The organism is Providencia sp. UF-183 (genome assembly GCF_058246155.1).
In genome coordinates this window covers 129,936-146,873 of sequence record NZ_JBSICD010000003.1, presented here as the reverse complement: position 1 = coordinate 146,873, position 16,938 = coordinate 129,936, and the positions used below count along the sequence as shown (strand labels likewise).

The following is a 16,938-nucleotide window of genomic DNA, read 5'->3' as shown; positions in this document are numbered from 1 at the left end:
AATTTGTGTTATATCAAACCTTACCTTAACTGGGAGATACGAATGATCAGAACATCATTACGCCCTGCTGCATTATTGCTTTCCTTATTATTTTCAAGCCAACTCTTTGCTGCATCAGAACCTGCCGTTGAAGCCAAAAAAGGCATGGTCGTTTCATCTCAACATTTAGCCTCACAAATTGGCGCAGATATCTTGAAATCAGGCGGAAACGCTGTGGATGCTGCAGTGGCAGTTGGCTATGCCCAAGCCGTTGTTAACCCGTGTTGTGGCAATATTGGCGGGGGAGGCTTTATGACCATTCACCTGGCTGATGGCAAAGACCTATTCATCAATTTTAGAGAAACCGCCCCTGCCGCAGCAAGCGCTGACATGTATCTCGATAAAGACGGTAAGTTAATCAAAGACGCAAGCTTATATGGCTACCTCGCTTCGGGTGTGCCAGGTACCGTTAAAGGCCTCGATTACGCATTAGAAAAATACGGCACGATGAGCCGCCAACAAGTGATGGAGCCTGCAATTAAGCTTGCCAGAGAAGGTTTTATCTTAACCCGTGCAGATACGGATGTACTGGATACAACCACCGAGCGCTTTAAGCAAGATCCTGAAGTCGCACGTATTTTCTTAAAACCTGACGGTAGCGCATTCCAACCCGGTGATTTATTGGTGCAAACCGATTTAGCCAATACCCTTGAAAAAATTGCTAAAAATGGGCCATCCGCTTTCTATGAGGGGGAAATACCGAAAGCCGTCGAGGAAGCCTCAAAGAAAAATGGCGGCATACTCACCGCGAAAGATTTTGCTGATTTTACTATCACGGACACAGCACCAGTTAGCTGTACCTATAGAGGCTATCAATTTATTTCTGCACCACCGCCAAGCTCTGGTGGTGTAACTATCTGCCAAACCTTAAATATTTTAGAGGGTTATGACCTTAAAAAGATGGGCTTTAATTCTGCTGAGTATATTCATACCCTAACCGAAGCTATGCGCCACGCCTATATGGACAGAAATACGTTTCTTGGTGATCCTGAGTTTGTGGATAACCCAACCGAAAAATTGTTAAGTAAAGCCTACGCCGAAGAGCTGCGCAAAGAGATCAAACCAAACCAAGCCACACCTTCAACCCAAGTTCAGCCGGGAATGGGGCCTCATGAAAAGCCAGAAACAACCCATTACTCAGTTGTTGATGAAAAAGGAAACGCCGTTTCAACTACTTACACGATCAACGGTCGATTTGGTTCCGTGGTTATCCCACCGGGAACAGGTTTCTTCCTTAATGATGAAATGGATGATTTCACCACAAAAGTTGGCGAAAAAAACCTTTATGGTTTAGTCCAAGGTGAACGAAATTCTATCGCGCCGGGTAAACGCCCACTCTCATCAATGAGCCCAACCATTGTCACCAAAGATGGCAAGGTGTTCTTAGTGCTGGGCTCCCCAGGGGGGTCACGTATTATTTCTATCACGTTGCAAACCGCATTAAACATAATTGACCACGGAATGCCACCACAAGAAGCGGTCAATGCACCTCGTATTCATCACCAATGGCTACCTGATGAGGTGTATTACGAAGAGCGCGGTGTGTCGAAAGACAGCTTAGCCCTTCTCGATAAGATGGGTTATAAGATGGTTGAGCAAACCCCTTGGGGTGCTGCTGAGCTAATTATGGTTGCTATTCCTGATGGTGCGGGCGTCAGTGCCAAATCATCGGGTAATGACTCAGCCGTTTCAGGCAAAGTCCGCGAAGGCTTTATTTACGGTTCTAATGATGTTCGCCGACCAGCGGGTAGTGCCGTCGGCGTGGATTAATTTAGAATAATAAAACCAAGCCCTGTACTACCACGGGCTTGGTTAAACCCGAATATCCCTTAACTCATCAATAATGCTGGGTTTCTTTTCAATAAGAAATAAAATTTTGAGTGCCATGCCCGATGGGAATCTTCGCTTTTGCTCCCAACTACGAACTAAATCCACACTTGAGCCAATCGCCTCAGCAAACTCTTGTTGCTTCATTCCAGCATGCTTACGAATCGCTTTGACATCAGGTAATTCGAGACGATGAACATTTTCGCTATCTGGAATCAGTTCGCCATTTTCAATAGCGACCATTTCTTCCAAACTACTCACTAAGTCATCAAAAAGTTTTTTTTCCATACCGTTATTCCCATGATAGAAAGGTTTAATTCCATTTAGTCTCAAATTAAGCAAGCTTTTGAATAATAGACCTTAAGACTGTTTTTTCTTGCTCTTTTAAATCATCCTTTCCATTTTTAGCGTAAATCAGAAGCAGGTACAGCCTACCACTGATTGCTCTTGTATAATAAATCACTCTAATACCACTACGTTTGCCTTTATTTAATAGGCTCCAACGTATTTTTTTACATCCACCAGTACAACTTACCGTATCGCCATACTCATAGTTTTCTAACAAAAATGTCTGAAATAATTGAAACTCATCATCGTCCATTAATAACTGTCGCTCACGGCTAAATACCGTCGTTTCAATAAGCTCTAAGTAGTTCATCTGCACCTCCTTGCGCACATCACCACTTTATTCGTACCAAGTACTAATTTCAACCAAAAAAACTCGATATTTATCTGATAAATACATTTCAGTTTTGAAAACACTCAAAAAGAAAAAGGGAGCCAATTGGCTCCCTTTTGTTTGATAATTCAGATAATTAAGCTTGTTTATGCTGCACTGATGGTGACACCACTTTGTCACAGACAATCGCGACGACCAAAACAACAAGTGTTGGCAATACCCAAACTAAATCTTGTTTATACAATGGCATCGCCGTCATCCACTCTGGGATATAGACCTTCAAATGATCGGACGCTTTCACCGCGCCGATTAAGCCTACGACAAAGCTGACTAGCATTGTTGGCGCAATTACCACTGTTGGATTTTTCCACCATTTCAATGTAAAGCTCATTAATATCAAGACAATACAAGGTGGATAAATTGAAACCAACACAGGTAATGAGAAGGCGATTAACTTACTTAAACCTAAGTTTGAGATGATCATGGAGAAAACCCCTAAGATCAGCACAAGCTTACGGTAAGAAATCGGCACATAGCGGCTAAAGAACTCAGCGCAAGCACAAGTCAACCCAACAGCAGTCACCATACAAGCCACAAAAATCAATACCGCAAGGAAGAAACTGCCGTAGCCACCAAACGTATACTGAACATAAGTGTGCAGGATATCCGCGCCATCTTCTGGATTCGGGATCAGTGAACCGCTATTTTCACCCAGTTTGAATAAGGATAGATACACCAGCGTCAACAGTACCCCAGCAATTAAGCCAGCCCACATGGTATAGCGAGTGAGTAATGATGAATTTTCGATACCCCGTGAACGCGCTGCATTCACGATAACAATACCAAACACCATCGCCCCAAGGGTATCCATTGTGAGGTAGCCGTTAATAAAGCCATTTGAGAAGGCCATATCGCGGTATTCTACCGTTGATGGAATTGGGTCACCTGCTGGCCACATTACGGCTGCGACGCCTAAAATAGCCAGTGCGAGCATTTTTACAGGCGCCAATATGTGCCCTACGCTATCCAGTAATTTGCCCGGATACAGCGAAATACCTATCACTAGCACAAAATAAACTGCGCTATAGATAAGCAGTAACATGTCAGACTCGCCACCAAATAACGGGGCGATACCCACTTTATACGATACGGTTGCGGTTCTAGGCGTTGCGAATAATGGGCCAACAGATAAGTAAGCGACAACCGCGAGCAGTAAACCCGCGGTTTTCCCCACTGGTGTGCTCAGGGCTTCAATTCCGCCCCCAACTTTCGCTAATGCGATAACGGTTAATACGGGTAGACCTACACCTGTGACTAAAAAGCCAAGTGCGGCGGTCCAAACTTGTTCCCCTGCCTGTAAGCCAACCATCGGAGGGAAAATGATATTTCCTGCCCCGACAAATAACGCAAAGGTCATAAAACCTAATGCGATGATATCTCTTGATGATAAACGATGAGCCATATTATGTTAATTTTTAGTAGCGGAAATAGAAAATTACGGGTATGCACCTAGCAACCCTTTGAAATATATATAGCGAGATAGAATTCTGATAAACATACTGTTAACAATATAAAAAGTATGCTTGCTTGCCGATGACAAAACGAAAAATCAAAAAACAGAAAAAATCGCCAATAACTGACAACAAGTAGAACTTTTATAGGGCAAAAAGGCAATAGCAAACCCGAAAACAAGAGGAAATAACTAAACTAATTTTCAGAACCAGTGATTCATTTCAGTAAAATCACAATACCCGTTATATGATTTGCTTGAAAATTAATCAACTCCTCATTTTATCATTCACTTTTTTTGATAACAGGTAGGATATATTATTTTAAAATTATTAGTTGGTGGGATAATATAAAAAAACAATGCATTAATAGAATTAATTAATCGAAATAGAAGCAGGATCCACTTTATTAATAAATTGATTCTATTAATAAAGTGGAATTTTCTAAGCTTTTTTGAGTTTTTTATCATCAACAATTAGCACTGGCGGCAAGGTAAATGAGAACTCACTCCCTTTCCCCACTTGGCTAGTAACCACCAGCTGGCTGCTATGGTGTTGAACGGCATGTTTTACAATAGCCAACCCAAGCCCTGTACCGCCGCCACCTTGGCGTGAACGCGCTTTATCCACACGATAAAAACGCTCAGTTAAGCGAGGAAGATGTTCCGACGGGATCCCGGGGCCATTATCCTTCACACTAAACCGCGCGCCATTGCTGGTTCTTTGCCAATCAACACAAATTTTTGTGCCTTCTGGCGTATGATTAATGGCGTTATACACTAAGTTCGCCACCGCACTGCGCAATTGCTCTTCATTGCCATGCACCCGCAGTGATTCATCGATGTTAAACTCAAATTGCTGGCGACCGTGGCTTAAACTTAACGCCTCTTGCTCAATCATTTTGAGGATCACGGGAATATTTACTTGCTCATCAAGGTTGATTTGCGGGGCAATTTCGATGCGGGATAACTGCAAAAGTTGTTTCACTAAATTATCCATTCGGTGAGCTTGCTCTTGCATCACATTCAGCGCTTTTTTATTGACAGCAGGCATACCTTCTTGGTCATCCATCACCTCAAGATATCCCTGAATAACGGTAAGTGGCGTGCGTAGTTCATGACTCACATTGGCAAAAAAATCTCTACGCGCTTTCTCCAACCGACGTTTTTCAGTGACATCTCGCGCCACCATCAATAATTGCCCTTCCGTATAAGGCAAAATACGAAACTCAACAATTTCCCCACTATTAAGCTCAATGGTTAATGCTTGGTCATAACTTTTGATTGAAAAATAGCGGCTAAAATCAGGGTAACGCAATAGATTGAAAATATGTTGGCCGTTATCTTCTGGCCAGCGAAAACCTAACAACGCCTGCGCATGGCGGTTACACCAGAAAATATTGCCCTCCGTGGTCATCATCACGACGGCATCCGGTAAAGATTCAGCCCCACTACGAAAGCGCTTAATCAGTTGCCCTAATTCGCGACGGCGTTTACGGTTACGTTGCTGCATCTGGTAAATGCCGTAAAATATCGGCTCCCAGCCCCCTCGCCCCTCGGGTGGTAACATGCTTTTATCCAACCAAAGCCAATAAGACAATTTCAGCAAGTTATACGCATGCCACACTAAGGCGGCCAGTAAAGAAACCACTAGCAGCCAAGGTAAGTGCCCGATAAAAACGGACAAAATCAGCGCGGGTAAGATAAATAAAAACAGCCCCCAAATCAGCTGTTTAATCGATAAGCGTTCAAGCACGCATGTCTCTCCCTAGTGTGTCGTTAATAACGAACAGAGAAACGGTAACCTGTACCGCGTACTGTTTGCACCATTTTATCATGACCTTCAGTTTCTAGCGCCTTTCTTAAACGCCGAATGTGTACATCCACCGTTCTGTCTTCAACATAAACGTTCGCGCCCCAGACATAATTCAAGAGCTGTTCACGGCTGTAAACACGTTCAGGGTGCGTCATAAAGAAATGCAGAAGTTTATATTCCGTTGGCCCCATATCAATTGGGGTTTCGTTACTGGTTACACGGTGGGAGGTTGGGTCTAAGGTTAACCCATTCATTTCGATGATATCTTCCGTCGACATTGGAGAGATTCGACGGAGAATCGCTTTAACACGAGCAATTAATTCTTTCGGGGAAAACGGCTTAATCAAATAATCATCCGCACCGACCTCTAGGCCTTTCACGCGATCCTCTTCTTCCCCACGAGCCGTTAGCATCATCACTGGGACATCGCGAGTGGCGCTATCACGCTTCATATGTTTAATCACTTGGAGCCCTGACCCACCGGGGATCATCCAATCTAATAACACCAAATCGGGTAGAGGGTCGACTAACTGTGCAATTGCGCTGTCATAATCATCAGCTTCAATCGGCTGGAAACCATTCTGTTCTAATACAAAACAAACCATTTCTCGGATGGGCGCTTCATCTTCAACCACTAGAATGCGTCTTGCCATGATTGTTCCTGTAAATAAGAAGACATTGTTAATGTGAACGCATTATGCGTCACTTTTATGACAGAATTATGAATGTCTATTCGCAAATCAAATATTTCTCCTTATATTAGCGGGTAAATGTCATCTAAGTGAAATAATTCCGCCATAACACGAGAAAAACACGAGGTTTTGATAGGATAAGGTATACTGGATAGCAGTAATTTATGCCCTTTATCGAAGACAGGAACTGATGGCTCATGCGCATTATTCACACCTCTGACTGGCATCTTGGCCAATACTTTTTTACCAAAAGCCGTGCGCCTGAGCACCAACACTTTTTAAATTGGCTAGTGAACCAAGTCGAAATTCATCAAGTCGATGCCGTCATTGTGGCAGGGGATATTTTCGATACAGGGTCACCGCCAAGCTATGCCCGCGAGTTATATAATAAATTTATTGTAGATTTGCAAAAAACCGGTTGCCAGTTGGTCATTTTGAGCGGCAATCACGATTCCGTCTCTGTTCTGAATGAATCAAGCTCATTATTAAGCTACCTTAATACCCAAGTGGTCACCTCTGGCAGTGAGCCGAATGTTATCACTCTGCACAATAAACAAGCGCAACCCATTGGTCTCGTGTGCGCGATCCCTTTCTTGCGTCCTCGAGATATCCAACAGAGTGTTGCAGGGCAAAGTGTTGAAGAAAAACAACTTTCCCTCCAAACTGCCATTCATGATCACTACCAAGCCAGCTATCAACTCGCCCTCGAGCAACGGGCAATGCTCGGCCTGGATATTCCGATTATTGCCACAGGGCATTTAACGGTGATTGGAGCGGAACTCACAGATTCCGTACGCGATATTTATATCGGCACATTAGAAGCCTTCCCTTCAGGGGCATTTCCCCCTGCGGATTATATTGCACTTGGTCATATTCATCGCCCTCAAGTCATTGGTGGAAAACAACAGATTCGTTATTGCGGCTCCCCTATTGCCCTCAGTTTTGATGAAACTGCCCAACATAAAAGTGTCTGTTTAGTTGAGTTTACAGGTAGCAAATTAAGCAAAATAACCCCGTTAGCGATCCCTATTTTTCAGCCTTTACAAACGCTTAAAGGCTCATTAAAAGAGATAGAGCAACAACTTACTGTATGGCAGGACTACCAAGGTGAAAATGCGGTTTGGTTAGATATCGAAGTCGCGTCTCAAGATTATCTGGCGGATATTCAACAGCGCATCGAAACACTCACACAAAACCTTCCCGTTGAAGTCGTATTACTGCGCCGTGCAAGAAAACAAAAACAAGGGCAAAACCTTGCGCTAGCGAATGAAACCCTGAATGAACTTACCGTAGAAGAGGTTTTCCTACGCCGCCTAAGTGAAGAAACCCTTGAAGACCCTGAACGTGAACAGCGTCTAACCCAACTTTTCCAACAGTCCTATGACGCATTACGCCACGAGCAAGGGTAATTGACATGAAAATCTTAAGCTTACGCCTAAAAAACATTAACTCTCTCAAAGGCGAATGGAAAATCGATTTTACGCAAGAACCGTTTGCCAGTCAGGGGTTATTTGCCATCACCGGTGCGACAGGGGCAGGAAAAACCACCTTATTGGATGCCATTTGCCTCGCGTTATATCACCGTACACCACGGTTAGATTCAATTTCCGCAAGCCAAAATGAATTGATGACCCGCCACACAGGTGACTGTCTTGCTGAAGTAGAATTTGAAGTTAAAGGTACGGCCTATCGCACATTTTGGAGCCAACGCCGCGCGGGGAATAAACCCGATGGCAATTTGCAATCACCGAAAGCTGAGCTAGCCCAAGTCGCTGATGGTAAAATCATTACCGTTAAGGTCTCTGAAATTCGCGACCAAATTGCCAAAATTACAGGGTTAGATTTCGGCCGTTTTACAAAATCAATTTTGTTATCACAAGGGGATTTTGCGGCTTTTTTAAATGCCTCAGAGAAAGAGCGTGCAGATCTGCTTGAAGAAATTACAGGCACCGAAATTTATAGCCAAATCTCCAAATATATTTTTAATCAGCACAAGCAAGCAAAAACGGATTTAGACCTGCTAAAAGCTAGAGCACAGAGCATTAATTTACTCACAGAATCCGAACACCAAGCACTGATAGAGCAACAAAGTACGCTACAAAAACAAGAAACTGAAATAAAACAAAAACGCACGCAACATCAACACGAACTCAATTGGTGGCAGCAGCACCGCCAGCTCACACTGCGGGTACAATCCCTTGAAAATGAACTCAAAAATGCCCAGCTTGAATACCACGCGGCGCAACCTCAACTGAAAAAACTGTCGGATAGCGAACCGGCGGAATCTCTACGCCCGCTTTGGCAAAATATTGAACGCCTACAGCGGCAACTTACTGAATACACAGAAAAACAGCAACAGTTGCAACGCAATCTGGAAAAACAACAGGCTGAGCTAACTCCGCTACAAGCAGCGCTCATTCAATCGCAGGATGATTACCGCAAACACATTGATTTTGTAAAACAACAAAACCAGCTGATTGATGAAACTGTTCGCCCCCTCGATAACCAAATTTTTCAGTTAGCGCAGCAGCAACATGAATTAAAACAACAAATAGCAGAAAAACAGGCGGTTTTTGAACAAAAACAGCAATGGGTGAATGAAACACAAAACCAGATCCAGCTGGCTAATCATCAACTTTATCAGTTGAATGTTTTCTTAGAAGAAAAGCAAAAAGATGCACAGATAAGTGCTCAAATAGGGGGCTGGAAGCAGCAAGGGCGCTTTATTTTTGAACTGACAGACAAGCTCAATAGTCTGTCACAAAAACAGAAAAACCACTCAAACACAATTGAGCAACTGCAAGCGGATAAACAACAACGCACAACAGAACTCACACAAACTCGCTCTGCTTTAGAAAAGCACACCCTCGCGTTTAAACAACAAGAACAACAATGCAAAGTCAACCAAGAAAAATATGATATTTATGTTGTTAATCAACAAATTGAGCAACTACAAACACGTTTACAGCATGCCAAACTTTTGCCGTTAATTTTGTCTCAGTACCTTAGTGCACAAACCCAATTGCAGCAATTCAGCCAGCAATACACTGATTTGCAACAACAGAGCGCCCAAACACAAAAAGAGCGCGAACTGGCCGAATTTCAAATCAATGAATTGGCGCCACGCACCAAACTCATCAATGAAAAGTTTCAATTAGAACAGAAAATCGTCAGTTTAGAGCAAGAGCGCCAGCAACTTGTTTCAGGGAAACCGTGCCCATTATGCGGTTCAACCGAGCACCCAGCCGTACAGGCATACCAATCCATTCATCTGAGCGAGACACAACAACAACTCATTCAATTAACTGAGCAACTTGATCACCTTAAACAGCAACAGGCAAAACTAACCACGCTATCCGAAACACAACAACTGCGCCAAAAAGAACAAGCACAACAATTACAGCAAGCCACTGCACACCTAGATAGCTTAAATCACAACTGGAAAACAACATGTGAGCAAGCACTTACACCTGAATTAGCACTGAACGAACAGGCCACCACTGCGTTTATCAATGAGCTAACGACAAAGCTCACAGAACAACAAAAAATCATCAATGAATTTACGATATTAGAACGTGATTATCAGCAGGCTAGGCAGTTACAGCATGAAAAACAAACCCATTTAAATCAACAACAAGCAGACCTTTCACTCGTTGAGGAGCGATTAAAATATCAAACTCAATTATTTGATGAATCACAAAAAGAACTAGCTCAATTACAGCAACGCAAAAATGAACAAACTGAGCAACTTCAAACAGCTTTAGCGCCTTTTGAACTAAAATTACCTGAAAGCGAAGACTTTGATAAATGGGTGAGTGACACCACTCAACGTGGTGAGTTTTATAATACTCAAAAAACAACAGCACAAACACTGAGTCAAAAAATCGAGGTATCGAGTGCTTCGCTTAAATCTGAAACTGAACAATTAAACCAACTTAATCAGCAGCTTGAGAAAGAAAAAAAACAGTTTCAACAGGCACATATTACCCTTGAACAAAAAACAACTGAACGCAAAACACTGCTTTCAGGGTTATCAGTCCCTCAATTTATTCAACAGCTTAACACTCAACAAGAGGTGCTTTCGCAAGCTCAAGAACAACTCAGTAAGCAGCTTAATGAAACTGATAAAATGATTGCCTCACTGACTGGTAGCTTGCAAGAAATCATCGAAGCAATTAATAAAGCCACATTCGAACATCAACAAGTGCAAGGTCAATTTAACGATGCTCTGGCACAAAGCCCATTTAGCACGCAAAAAATCTTCCTTGAGGCTCTATTAACCCTCGAAGAAAAACAACAATTAGAGGCATTAAAACAAGGTGTAAGCCAAAAACTATTGCAAAGTGAAACTCGCCATCAAGAAGGCTTACAATCACTCGAAGCCCTCAATCAGCAACGTGCCACAGGCTTCTCATCACTTTCTGAGGCACAATTACATGAAGCCGTCACCGCCCTCGACGAAGAAATCAAACAGCGCAACCAGCAGCAAGGGCAGATTATTAATCGCTTAGATACCGATAAACAACAGCGCTATCAGCAACAAGATTTACTGCAAGAAATAGAAAAAAGCCAACTCAGTTACGATGATTGGAGCTATTTAAACGCCTTAATTGGTTCCGCTGAAGGGGACAAATTCCGCCGCTATGCACAGGGCCTAACCCTAGATTGTTTGGTGACATTAGCCAACCAACAGCTCGATAAACTGCATGGCCGCTATATATTGCAACGTAGTCATCAAGCTAACTTAGAGTTACAAGTTATCGATAGCTGGCAGGCAGATTCTGTCAGGGATATCAAAACGTTATCTGGAGGGGAAAGCTTCCTCGTTAGTTTAGCGTTAGCACTGGCACTTTCTGACATGGTCAGCAACCGCACACAATTAGAATCATTATTTTTAGATGAAGGGTTTGGCACGTTGGATGCCGAAACGCTCGATATTGCCCTTGATGCCCTTGAGAGCCTGAATGCATCAGGAAAAATGATCGGTGTTATCAGCCATGTGGAAGCAATGAAAGAGCGCATCCCAGTGCAAATTAATGTGAAAAAAGCCAATGGGCTAGGTTTTAGCGAACTTCCAACTCAATATCGGCTCAATTAATCAAGGAAATGGAGAGGAATAAACCGCTTCCTCTCCACAACATTAAGTACTTAGATAGCGTCTAATGCGAGTTCTAACGCATGTTTTAGGTCGTTTACATTCTCAATACCAATAGATAAACGCACTAAGTTATCACTGATACCAATTTTCTCACGTACTGCTTGTGCAACGCCTGAATGCGTTGTCGATGCAGGATGACTAGCTAATGATTCCGTCCCCCCCAAGCTCACCGCAAGTTTAAAAATCGCGAGATTATCTAAAAAACGAAACGCATCTTCTTCGTTATTTCCGACATTAATGGAGAAAGTAGAACCCGCACCAGTACACTGTTTTTGATAAACTTGGTATTCCACACTGTCTTTCGGAAAAAATGCAGGGAAATGCACTTTGCTCACTTTTGGGTGCTGGTGTAAAAATTCCGCCAGCGTTTGAGCGCTGTCATTAGCCCGCTCCATCCGTAACTGTAGCGTCTCCAAAGAGCGCCCTAACATCCAACTTGAATGTGGGTCTAATTGCGTTCCAATAGCATTACGTTGTGCTTTAACTTTTTTCACCAATTCATGGCTGCCAGCAACCGCCCCAGCCACTAAGTCTGAATGCCCACCCACGTATTTAGTTAGTGAGTACACACTTAAATCTGCACCTAAAGCGAGTGGTTTTTGAAATACAGGTCCCAGCAACGTATTATCACAAATCAGTAATGGCGCTTCCCCACCTTGTTTTTGCCCAATTTGTTTCGCTGCTTGGCTGAGTAATTCAATATCAACCAATGTATTTAACGGGTTTGACGGCGTTTCAATATAAATCGCCGCAATTTTTTGGCCTTGTTCGACGCTATTTGCCACATCTAAGACGGCCGCTAAATCACAGCCGTTTTGGAAAGGCACTGACGTAATCCCAAATCGCTTTAACGTATTGAGAAACAAGGTTTCTGTTCCGCCATAAAGGGGTTGTGAATGCAGCAATACATCCCCCGGTTGTAACACCGCCATCAAACACGTCGTAATTGCTGACATGCCCGATGAAAACAGTGCGGCACTTTGTGCCCCCTCGTACAATGCTAGTCTATCCTCAACAATTTCACTGTTTGGATGATTAAACCGAGAATAGACAAGCCCCTGCTTCTGGCCACTTGGCGCTTGTGTGCGCCCACTCACTAAATTAAAGAAGTCTTTTCCTTCCTGAGCCGTTTTAAAGACAAACGTTGATGTCAGAAAAACGGGAGGCTTAATCGACCCCTCTGAAAGCTGTGGGTCATACCCATAACTCATCATCAAGGTTTCAGGCGATAATGCCTTTCCATTTAAGTCCTTTTTATAACTTTGATCTGACATACTTGGCTCCAACTGATTTTCTTTTATCAATATCAATTTATTCTATTCGTTATAGGATATTACTGTTATTTATTATTTGCGCATATTCCGTAGGGTAAAATCTGCGTGTTACTGCTAAATGTGAACGTAAACGGCCTTTAATCACATTTTTTCCTAAGTTAGTAAATAACGGATTGAGAGGATCACTATCTGGCCCTAAAGCTTGCTGCGCTAAATAACTCGGTAAGGTTAATAATGGTACTTCATCGGCAAAAACACTTGGGGTAATGAAATAAGCAATAGAATAACGGGAATCGCTATTTTTCTTTCTCACCACTTGGTGCACGTTTGCACGCAAATATCCGTTCGTCGCTAATTCAAAAACCTCACCAATATTCACCACAAATGCATTTTCCAGTGGCGCGACATCAATCCAGCCATTATCCGTCTCGACTTGCAGACCACCACTGTTGTCTTGCCATAATAGGGTCAAAATACCGGCATCTTTATGAGCGCCAACGCCCTGTTCTCCATCGTTATTATCTTCTCTCGCTGGATAATGTATAAGTTTCAATAAATGTTGAGCAGGTTCAGCGATAATGTGTTCGAAGCTGTTTTCAGGAAGATCTAAAGCCACTAAAAACGCTTTGATGAGTTTCACGGCAATATCACGCATCTCACTTTGCCATGCAAGCGCTTGATTTTTCAATTCAGGCAAGGCTTGCGGCCATTGGTTTGGTCCATGTAAGTTAAACCAAATAGGGTCATTATCGGTCAGTTCGAGTGCGGGTAATTCTTCGCCAATATCTATTTGTTCACGGTAATCAGGCTGGTTTCGTGTGCTTTCTTCGGTAGAAGCCGTATAACCACGAAAATGGCGCGAGTGCTCCATAGAAATGGCTTCTTTTTCCGCCTTTGGTAAGGCAAAAAACTGTTTTGTCGTGGTTAATAACTGCTCTCGAGATTCGGGTGTAATGTTATGACCGACTAAATAAAAGAAGCCAATTTCACGAGCAATAAAACGTAGCTTTTTATAAAAGTCATCTCTGGTTTCAGGGTTATCAAGTTCACTTAAATCAATAATAGGCAATTGTGTTAAAGACATAATGAATCAACCTTTTAAATTATTTTTTAGATAGTGAAGAATTTTCACGTTTATATTTAATGCTTGATTAGATACCACAATAAATATTGCTAAAAATAATTTTAAACTATATCGATATAACAATTTCGAATGAGACTACGTGTATTTTCTGTATATAACTAAAAAACTATAGGGTGAATAAAATATTATTTATAAAAAGTCATTTTTGTTTGGTTAGATATCATCAACAAAAAAATATTAGAGATAATCAAATGAAAAAAATACCTGCATTATTATTGGCTTTGTCATTTTCTACGCTAACCGCTTGTTCACAAGAGGAAAGTTCAACAGAGAAATCAAATCAACAAGGGCAAGCATCGCAAAAAATTATTATTGGCAGCCATGGCAGTGATGCCGATATATGGAAGTTTATTGCGCAGTCTCCAAGTGCGAAAGAAGCAAACTTAGATATTGATGTCAAAATCATTGATGACGGGATCACCCTTAATGTGGCAACGATTGATGGGGATGTTGATGTCAATGCATTTCAGTCCTGGGGGTTTTTAAAAGATTTTAATAAAAGTCATAATAATAAATTGGCGGCAATCTCCACCACTTATTTTGAGCCGATGGGCGTTTATTCGGTAAAACATAAAAACCTTGCAGATTTACCGAAGCAAGCCATTGTGGCCATACCTAATGATGCAGCTAACCATATACGTGCCCTAAAATTACTTGAAAAGGCCCAGTTAATTACACTAAAGCCTGACTTTAACCAAGCAACTGGGTCAACCAACGATATTATTGCCAACCCAAAAGATTTGGTCTTTAGGCAAATAAAATATGCACATGGCCCAAGGGCTTTACCCGATGTCGATATCGCTGTTATTGGTAACACCGCGGCGCAAGAAGGTGGACTTAATGTATTAAACGACTCTTTATTTAGAGAGCAAAATGATGATTCCATTAAAAATAATATTAATTTATTAGTCGTAAAAACAGATAATAAAGACGACCCTAAATTTGCAAAATTAGCGCAGTTGTACCACACTGAAACTGTCAGAAAATATATCATTGATAACTTTGGTGGGACTAAAATTGAAATTACCAAAGATGTTAATGAACTCAATTAAGTAAAACTGGTTATCATTCTTGTCTAGCGGGATTACGCCCCCCGCTAGACTCTTTAACCTCTACTCTACGCCTTAATACCCTCAATTTTTTTCTCTCCATTTTATGCATAGCGCCCTATTTGGAATAATCAAAAACTAGATATCATAAATTAACAAATACAACAAATTGAAATTATTGATAATTTTAAAAAATCAATCTTAGCGTAAAATTTTGAACCTTACGGTTAAATTTTTTTTCTATGATTTTAACTTTCCCCCGCTATAGTAATAACCATTGAAACGAACTGCGGCTTCTAAGATATATTCTATAAAATGCCGTGCGCTAATGAAGATCTAGGAGACTAAAATGTCTAACGCATTTATCGAAATGATTAAAAACCGTCGTACTATTTATAATCTAGGCGATGCTTTACCTGTATCTGAAGAACACGTTACAAAACTAATTAAAGAAGCCGTAAAACACTCACCATCGTCGTTTAACTCGCAAACCTCACGTGTGGTAATTTTGTTTGGTGCTGAACATAAGAAATTATGGAATATGACCAAAGAAGCTCTGCGCAAAATCGTACCTGAGCAAGCTTTTGCTGCTACAGAACAAAAAATTGATAGTTTTGCAGCAGGCGCAGGTTCTATCCTGTTTTTTGAAGACCAAGACATTGTAAAAGGTCTGCAAGAACAATTTCCTTTATATGCAGATAACTTCCCTATTTGGTCTGAGCAAGCCAGCGGGATTGCACAATTTGCAGTATGGACTGCATTATCACAAGAAAATATCGGAGCTTCATTACAACACTACAATCCTTTAGTGGATAATGATGTACAAAAGACGTGGAACATCCCTGCAAATTGGATATTACGCGCTCAAATGGTATTTGGTTCCATTAATTCACCAGCGGGTGATAAAGCCTTTATGGATGATGATGTACGTTTCAAAGTTTTCAAATAAAATGAAACAGTAAGATTTTAAACGAAATGCCCTTATAAAACTTTTTATAAGGGCATTTCTATTTTAACCACTTTTTAAAATCCTTCGCAAAACAAAGCATCACTAATGATGACTTCCATTTAAAAAATAAAATTACGAAATACGTTATTATTTAAAATTTATTTAACGTAACAAAAAATTCAAAAAACATATTTACAAATGAAATTTAACTTAAATAAAAAGATAATTTCACACCTACCCCATTTGTTATTTATTCACAAAAAATTAATGATTAACAATCAATCGAATGATATAAACATCAAATAAATTTTGATGCTTATCAATGAACTAAACCACTTTCACACTAGAATCTAAGTATATTTTCAAAATTTAGTTTGCATTGTCAATAATTGAACTACACTAAAAGTGAAGGCAAAAAACACTGTTCTCAGTGTTATTCCGGAGGTGGACTATGAAACGTTTATCATTACTGACATCCGTAGTTGCTATAATCATTTCAAGTTGTTCTTTCACCTATGCAAGTAATAACTCATCAGGAGGGACAATCACATTTACGGGTTCAGTGTATGAACCACAATGTGTTATAAATGCCAACAACCAAGAACGTGTCAATGTTATGTGCTACCGAAATGGTAAGGATATTTCAATGACGGGCTCTTTAAAAAATGGCAAAAAAATAGAATCTGAGTATGTTAAAGTTGAATACGATAAGTTTAGTAAATTACCTATGTTGAATGTGTTTTATGAATAGTTTATTAGTCGTCAAAAATCAATAACCGCTCGACGTGTTTAGTAAGTTGCTAG

The 16,938-nt window shown here is 41.2% G+C and carries 13 protein-coding genes; 6 read left to right on the top strand and 7 right to left on the bottom strand.

Features of this window, described 5'->3' with window-relative positions; all coding sequences use genetic code 11:
* Positions 1-42 precede the first annotated feature (42 nt).
* Positions 43-1,809, top strand: coding sequence for a gamma-glutamyltransferase (ggt, locus tag AC4IFT_RS03590; protein ID WP_490750645.1), 1,767 nt, complete (start codon positions 43-45; stop codon positions 1,807-1,809).
* 42 nt (positions 1,810-1,851) lie between these two features.
* Here ggt and nadS read toward each other — a convergent pair whose 3' ends face one another.
* From nadS to phoB, 5 genes are all read right to left on the bottom strand, one after another.
* Positions 1,852-2,154, bottom strand: coding sequence for a NadS family protein (gene nadS / locus AC4IFT_RS03585; protein ID WP_490731713.1), 303 nt, complete (start codon positions 2,152-2,154; stop codon positions 1,852-1,854).
* A 46-nt stretch (positions 2,155-2,200) separates the two neighbouring features.
* Entirely contained in the window at positions 2,201-2,524 is a 324-nt protein-coding gene (locus tag AC4IFT_RS03580) for a type II toxin-antitoxin system RelE/ParE family toxin (protein ID WP_490750644.1), read from the bottom strand.
* Positions 2,525-2,681: 157 nt separating this feature from the next.
* Positions 2,682-4,007: a branched-chain amino acid transport system II carrier protein gene (gene brnQ, locus AC4IFT_RS03575; RefSeq protein WP_490731709.1), complete on the bottom strand. Its 1,326-nt coding sequence runs from the start codon at positions 4,005-4,007 to the stop codon at positions 2,682-2,684.
* 490 nt (positions 4,008-4,497) lie between these two features.
* Positions 4,498-5,808 carry a phosphate regulon sensor histidine kinase PhoR gene (phoR, locus tag AC4IFT_RS03570; RefSeq protein WP_490731707.1) on the bottom strand — a complete coding sequence of 437 codons (1,311 nt, stop codon included), beginning with the start codon at positions 5,806-5,808 and terminating at the stop codon, positions 4,498-4,500.
* Between the two features lie 23 nt (positions 5,809-5,831).
* On the bottom strand, positions 5,832-6,521 hold the full coding sequence (gene phoB, locus AC4IFT_RS03565) for a phosphate regulon transcriptional regulator PhoB (RefSeq protein WP_219245717.1): 690 nt from the start codon (positions 6,519-6,521) through the stop codon (positions 5,832-5,834).
* A 236-nt stretch (positions 6,522-6,757) separates the two neighbouring features.
* Here phoB and sbcD point away from each other — a divergent pair, with 236 nt between their 5' ends.
* Positions 6,758-7,969, top strand: coding sequence for an exonuclease subunit SbcD (sbcD, locus tag AC4IFT_RS03560; protein WP_490750643.1), 1,212 nt, complete (start codon positions 6,758-6,760; stop codon positions 7,967-7,969).
* A gap of 5 nt (positions 7,970-7,974) precedes the next feature.
* Positions 7,975-11,658 (top strand): AAA family ATPase, encoded by a 3,684-nt coding sequence (locus tag AC4IFT_RS03555; protein WP_490750642.1) that lies wholly within the window; start codon positions 7,975-7,977, stop codon positions 11,656-11,658.
* 50 nt (positions 11,659-11,708) lie between these two features.
* Here the strand turns inward: AC4IFT_RS03555 and AC4IFT_RS03550 are convergent, their stop codons facing one another.
* Together AC4IFT_RS03550 and AC4IFT_RS03545 are read right to left on the bottom strand one after the other, a co-directional pair.
* Positions 11,709-12,992 carry a cystathionine gamma-synthase family protein gene (locus AC4IFT_RS03550; RefSeq protein WP_490731700.1) on the bottom strand — a complete coding sequence of 428 codons (1,284 nt, stop codon included), beginning with the start codon at positions 12,990-12,992 and terminating at the stop codon, positions 11,709-11,711.
* Positions 12,993-13,041: 49 nt separating this feature from the next.
* Positions 13,042-14,076, bottom strand: coding sequence for an isopenicillin N synthase family dioxygenase (locus AC4IFT_RS03545; protein ID WP_490731698.1), 1,035 nt, complete (start codon positions 14,074-14,076; stop codon positions 13,042-13,044).
* Between the two features lie 251 nt (positions 14,077-14,327).
* On the opposite strand from AC4IFT_RS03545, the gene AC4IFT_RS03540 reads away from it, so the two are divergent.
* From AC4IFT_RS03540 to AC4IFT_RS03530, 3 genes are all read left to right on the top strand, one after another.
* Positions 14,328-15,188 (top strand): MetQ/NlpA family ABC transporter substrate-binding protein, encoded by an 861-nt coding sequence (locus tag AC4IFT_RS03540; protein WP_490731696.1) that lies wholly within the window; start codon positions 14,328-14,330, stop codon positions 15,186-15,188.
* 346 nt (positions 15,189-15,534) lie between these two features.
* Entirely contained in the window at positions 15,535-16,134 is a 600-nt protein-coding gene (locus tag AC4IFT_RS03535) for a nitroreductase family protein (protein WP_219245711.1), read from the top strand.
* 451 nt (positions 16,135-16,585) lie between these two features.
* Positions 16,586-16,885, top strand: a complete 300-nt coding sequence (locus AC4IFT_RS03530) for a YmdA family protein (protein ID WP_490731693.1) — start codon at positions 16,586-16,588, stop codon at positions 16,883-16,885.
* Positions 16,886-16,938 lie beyond the last annotated feature (53 nt).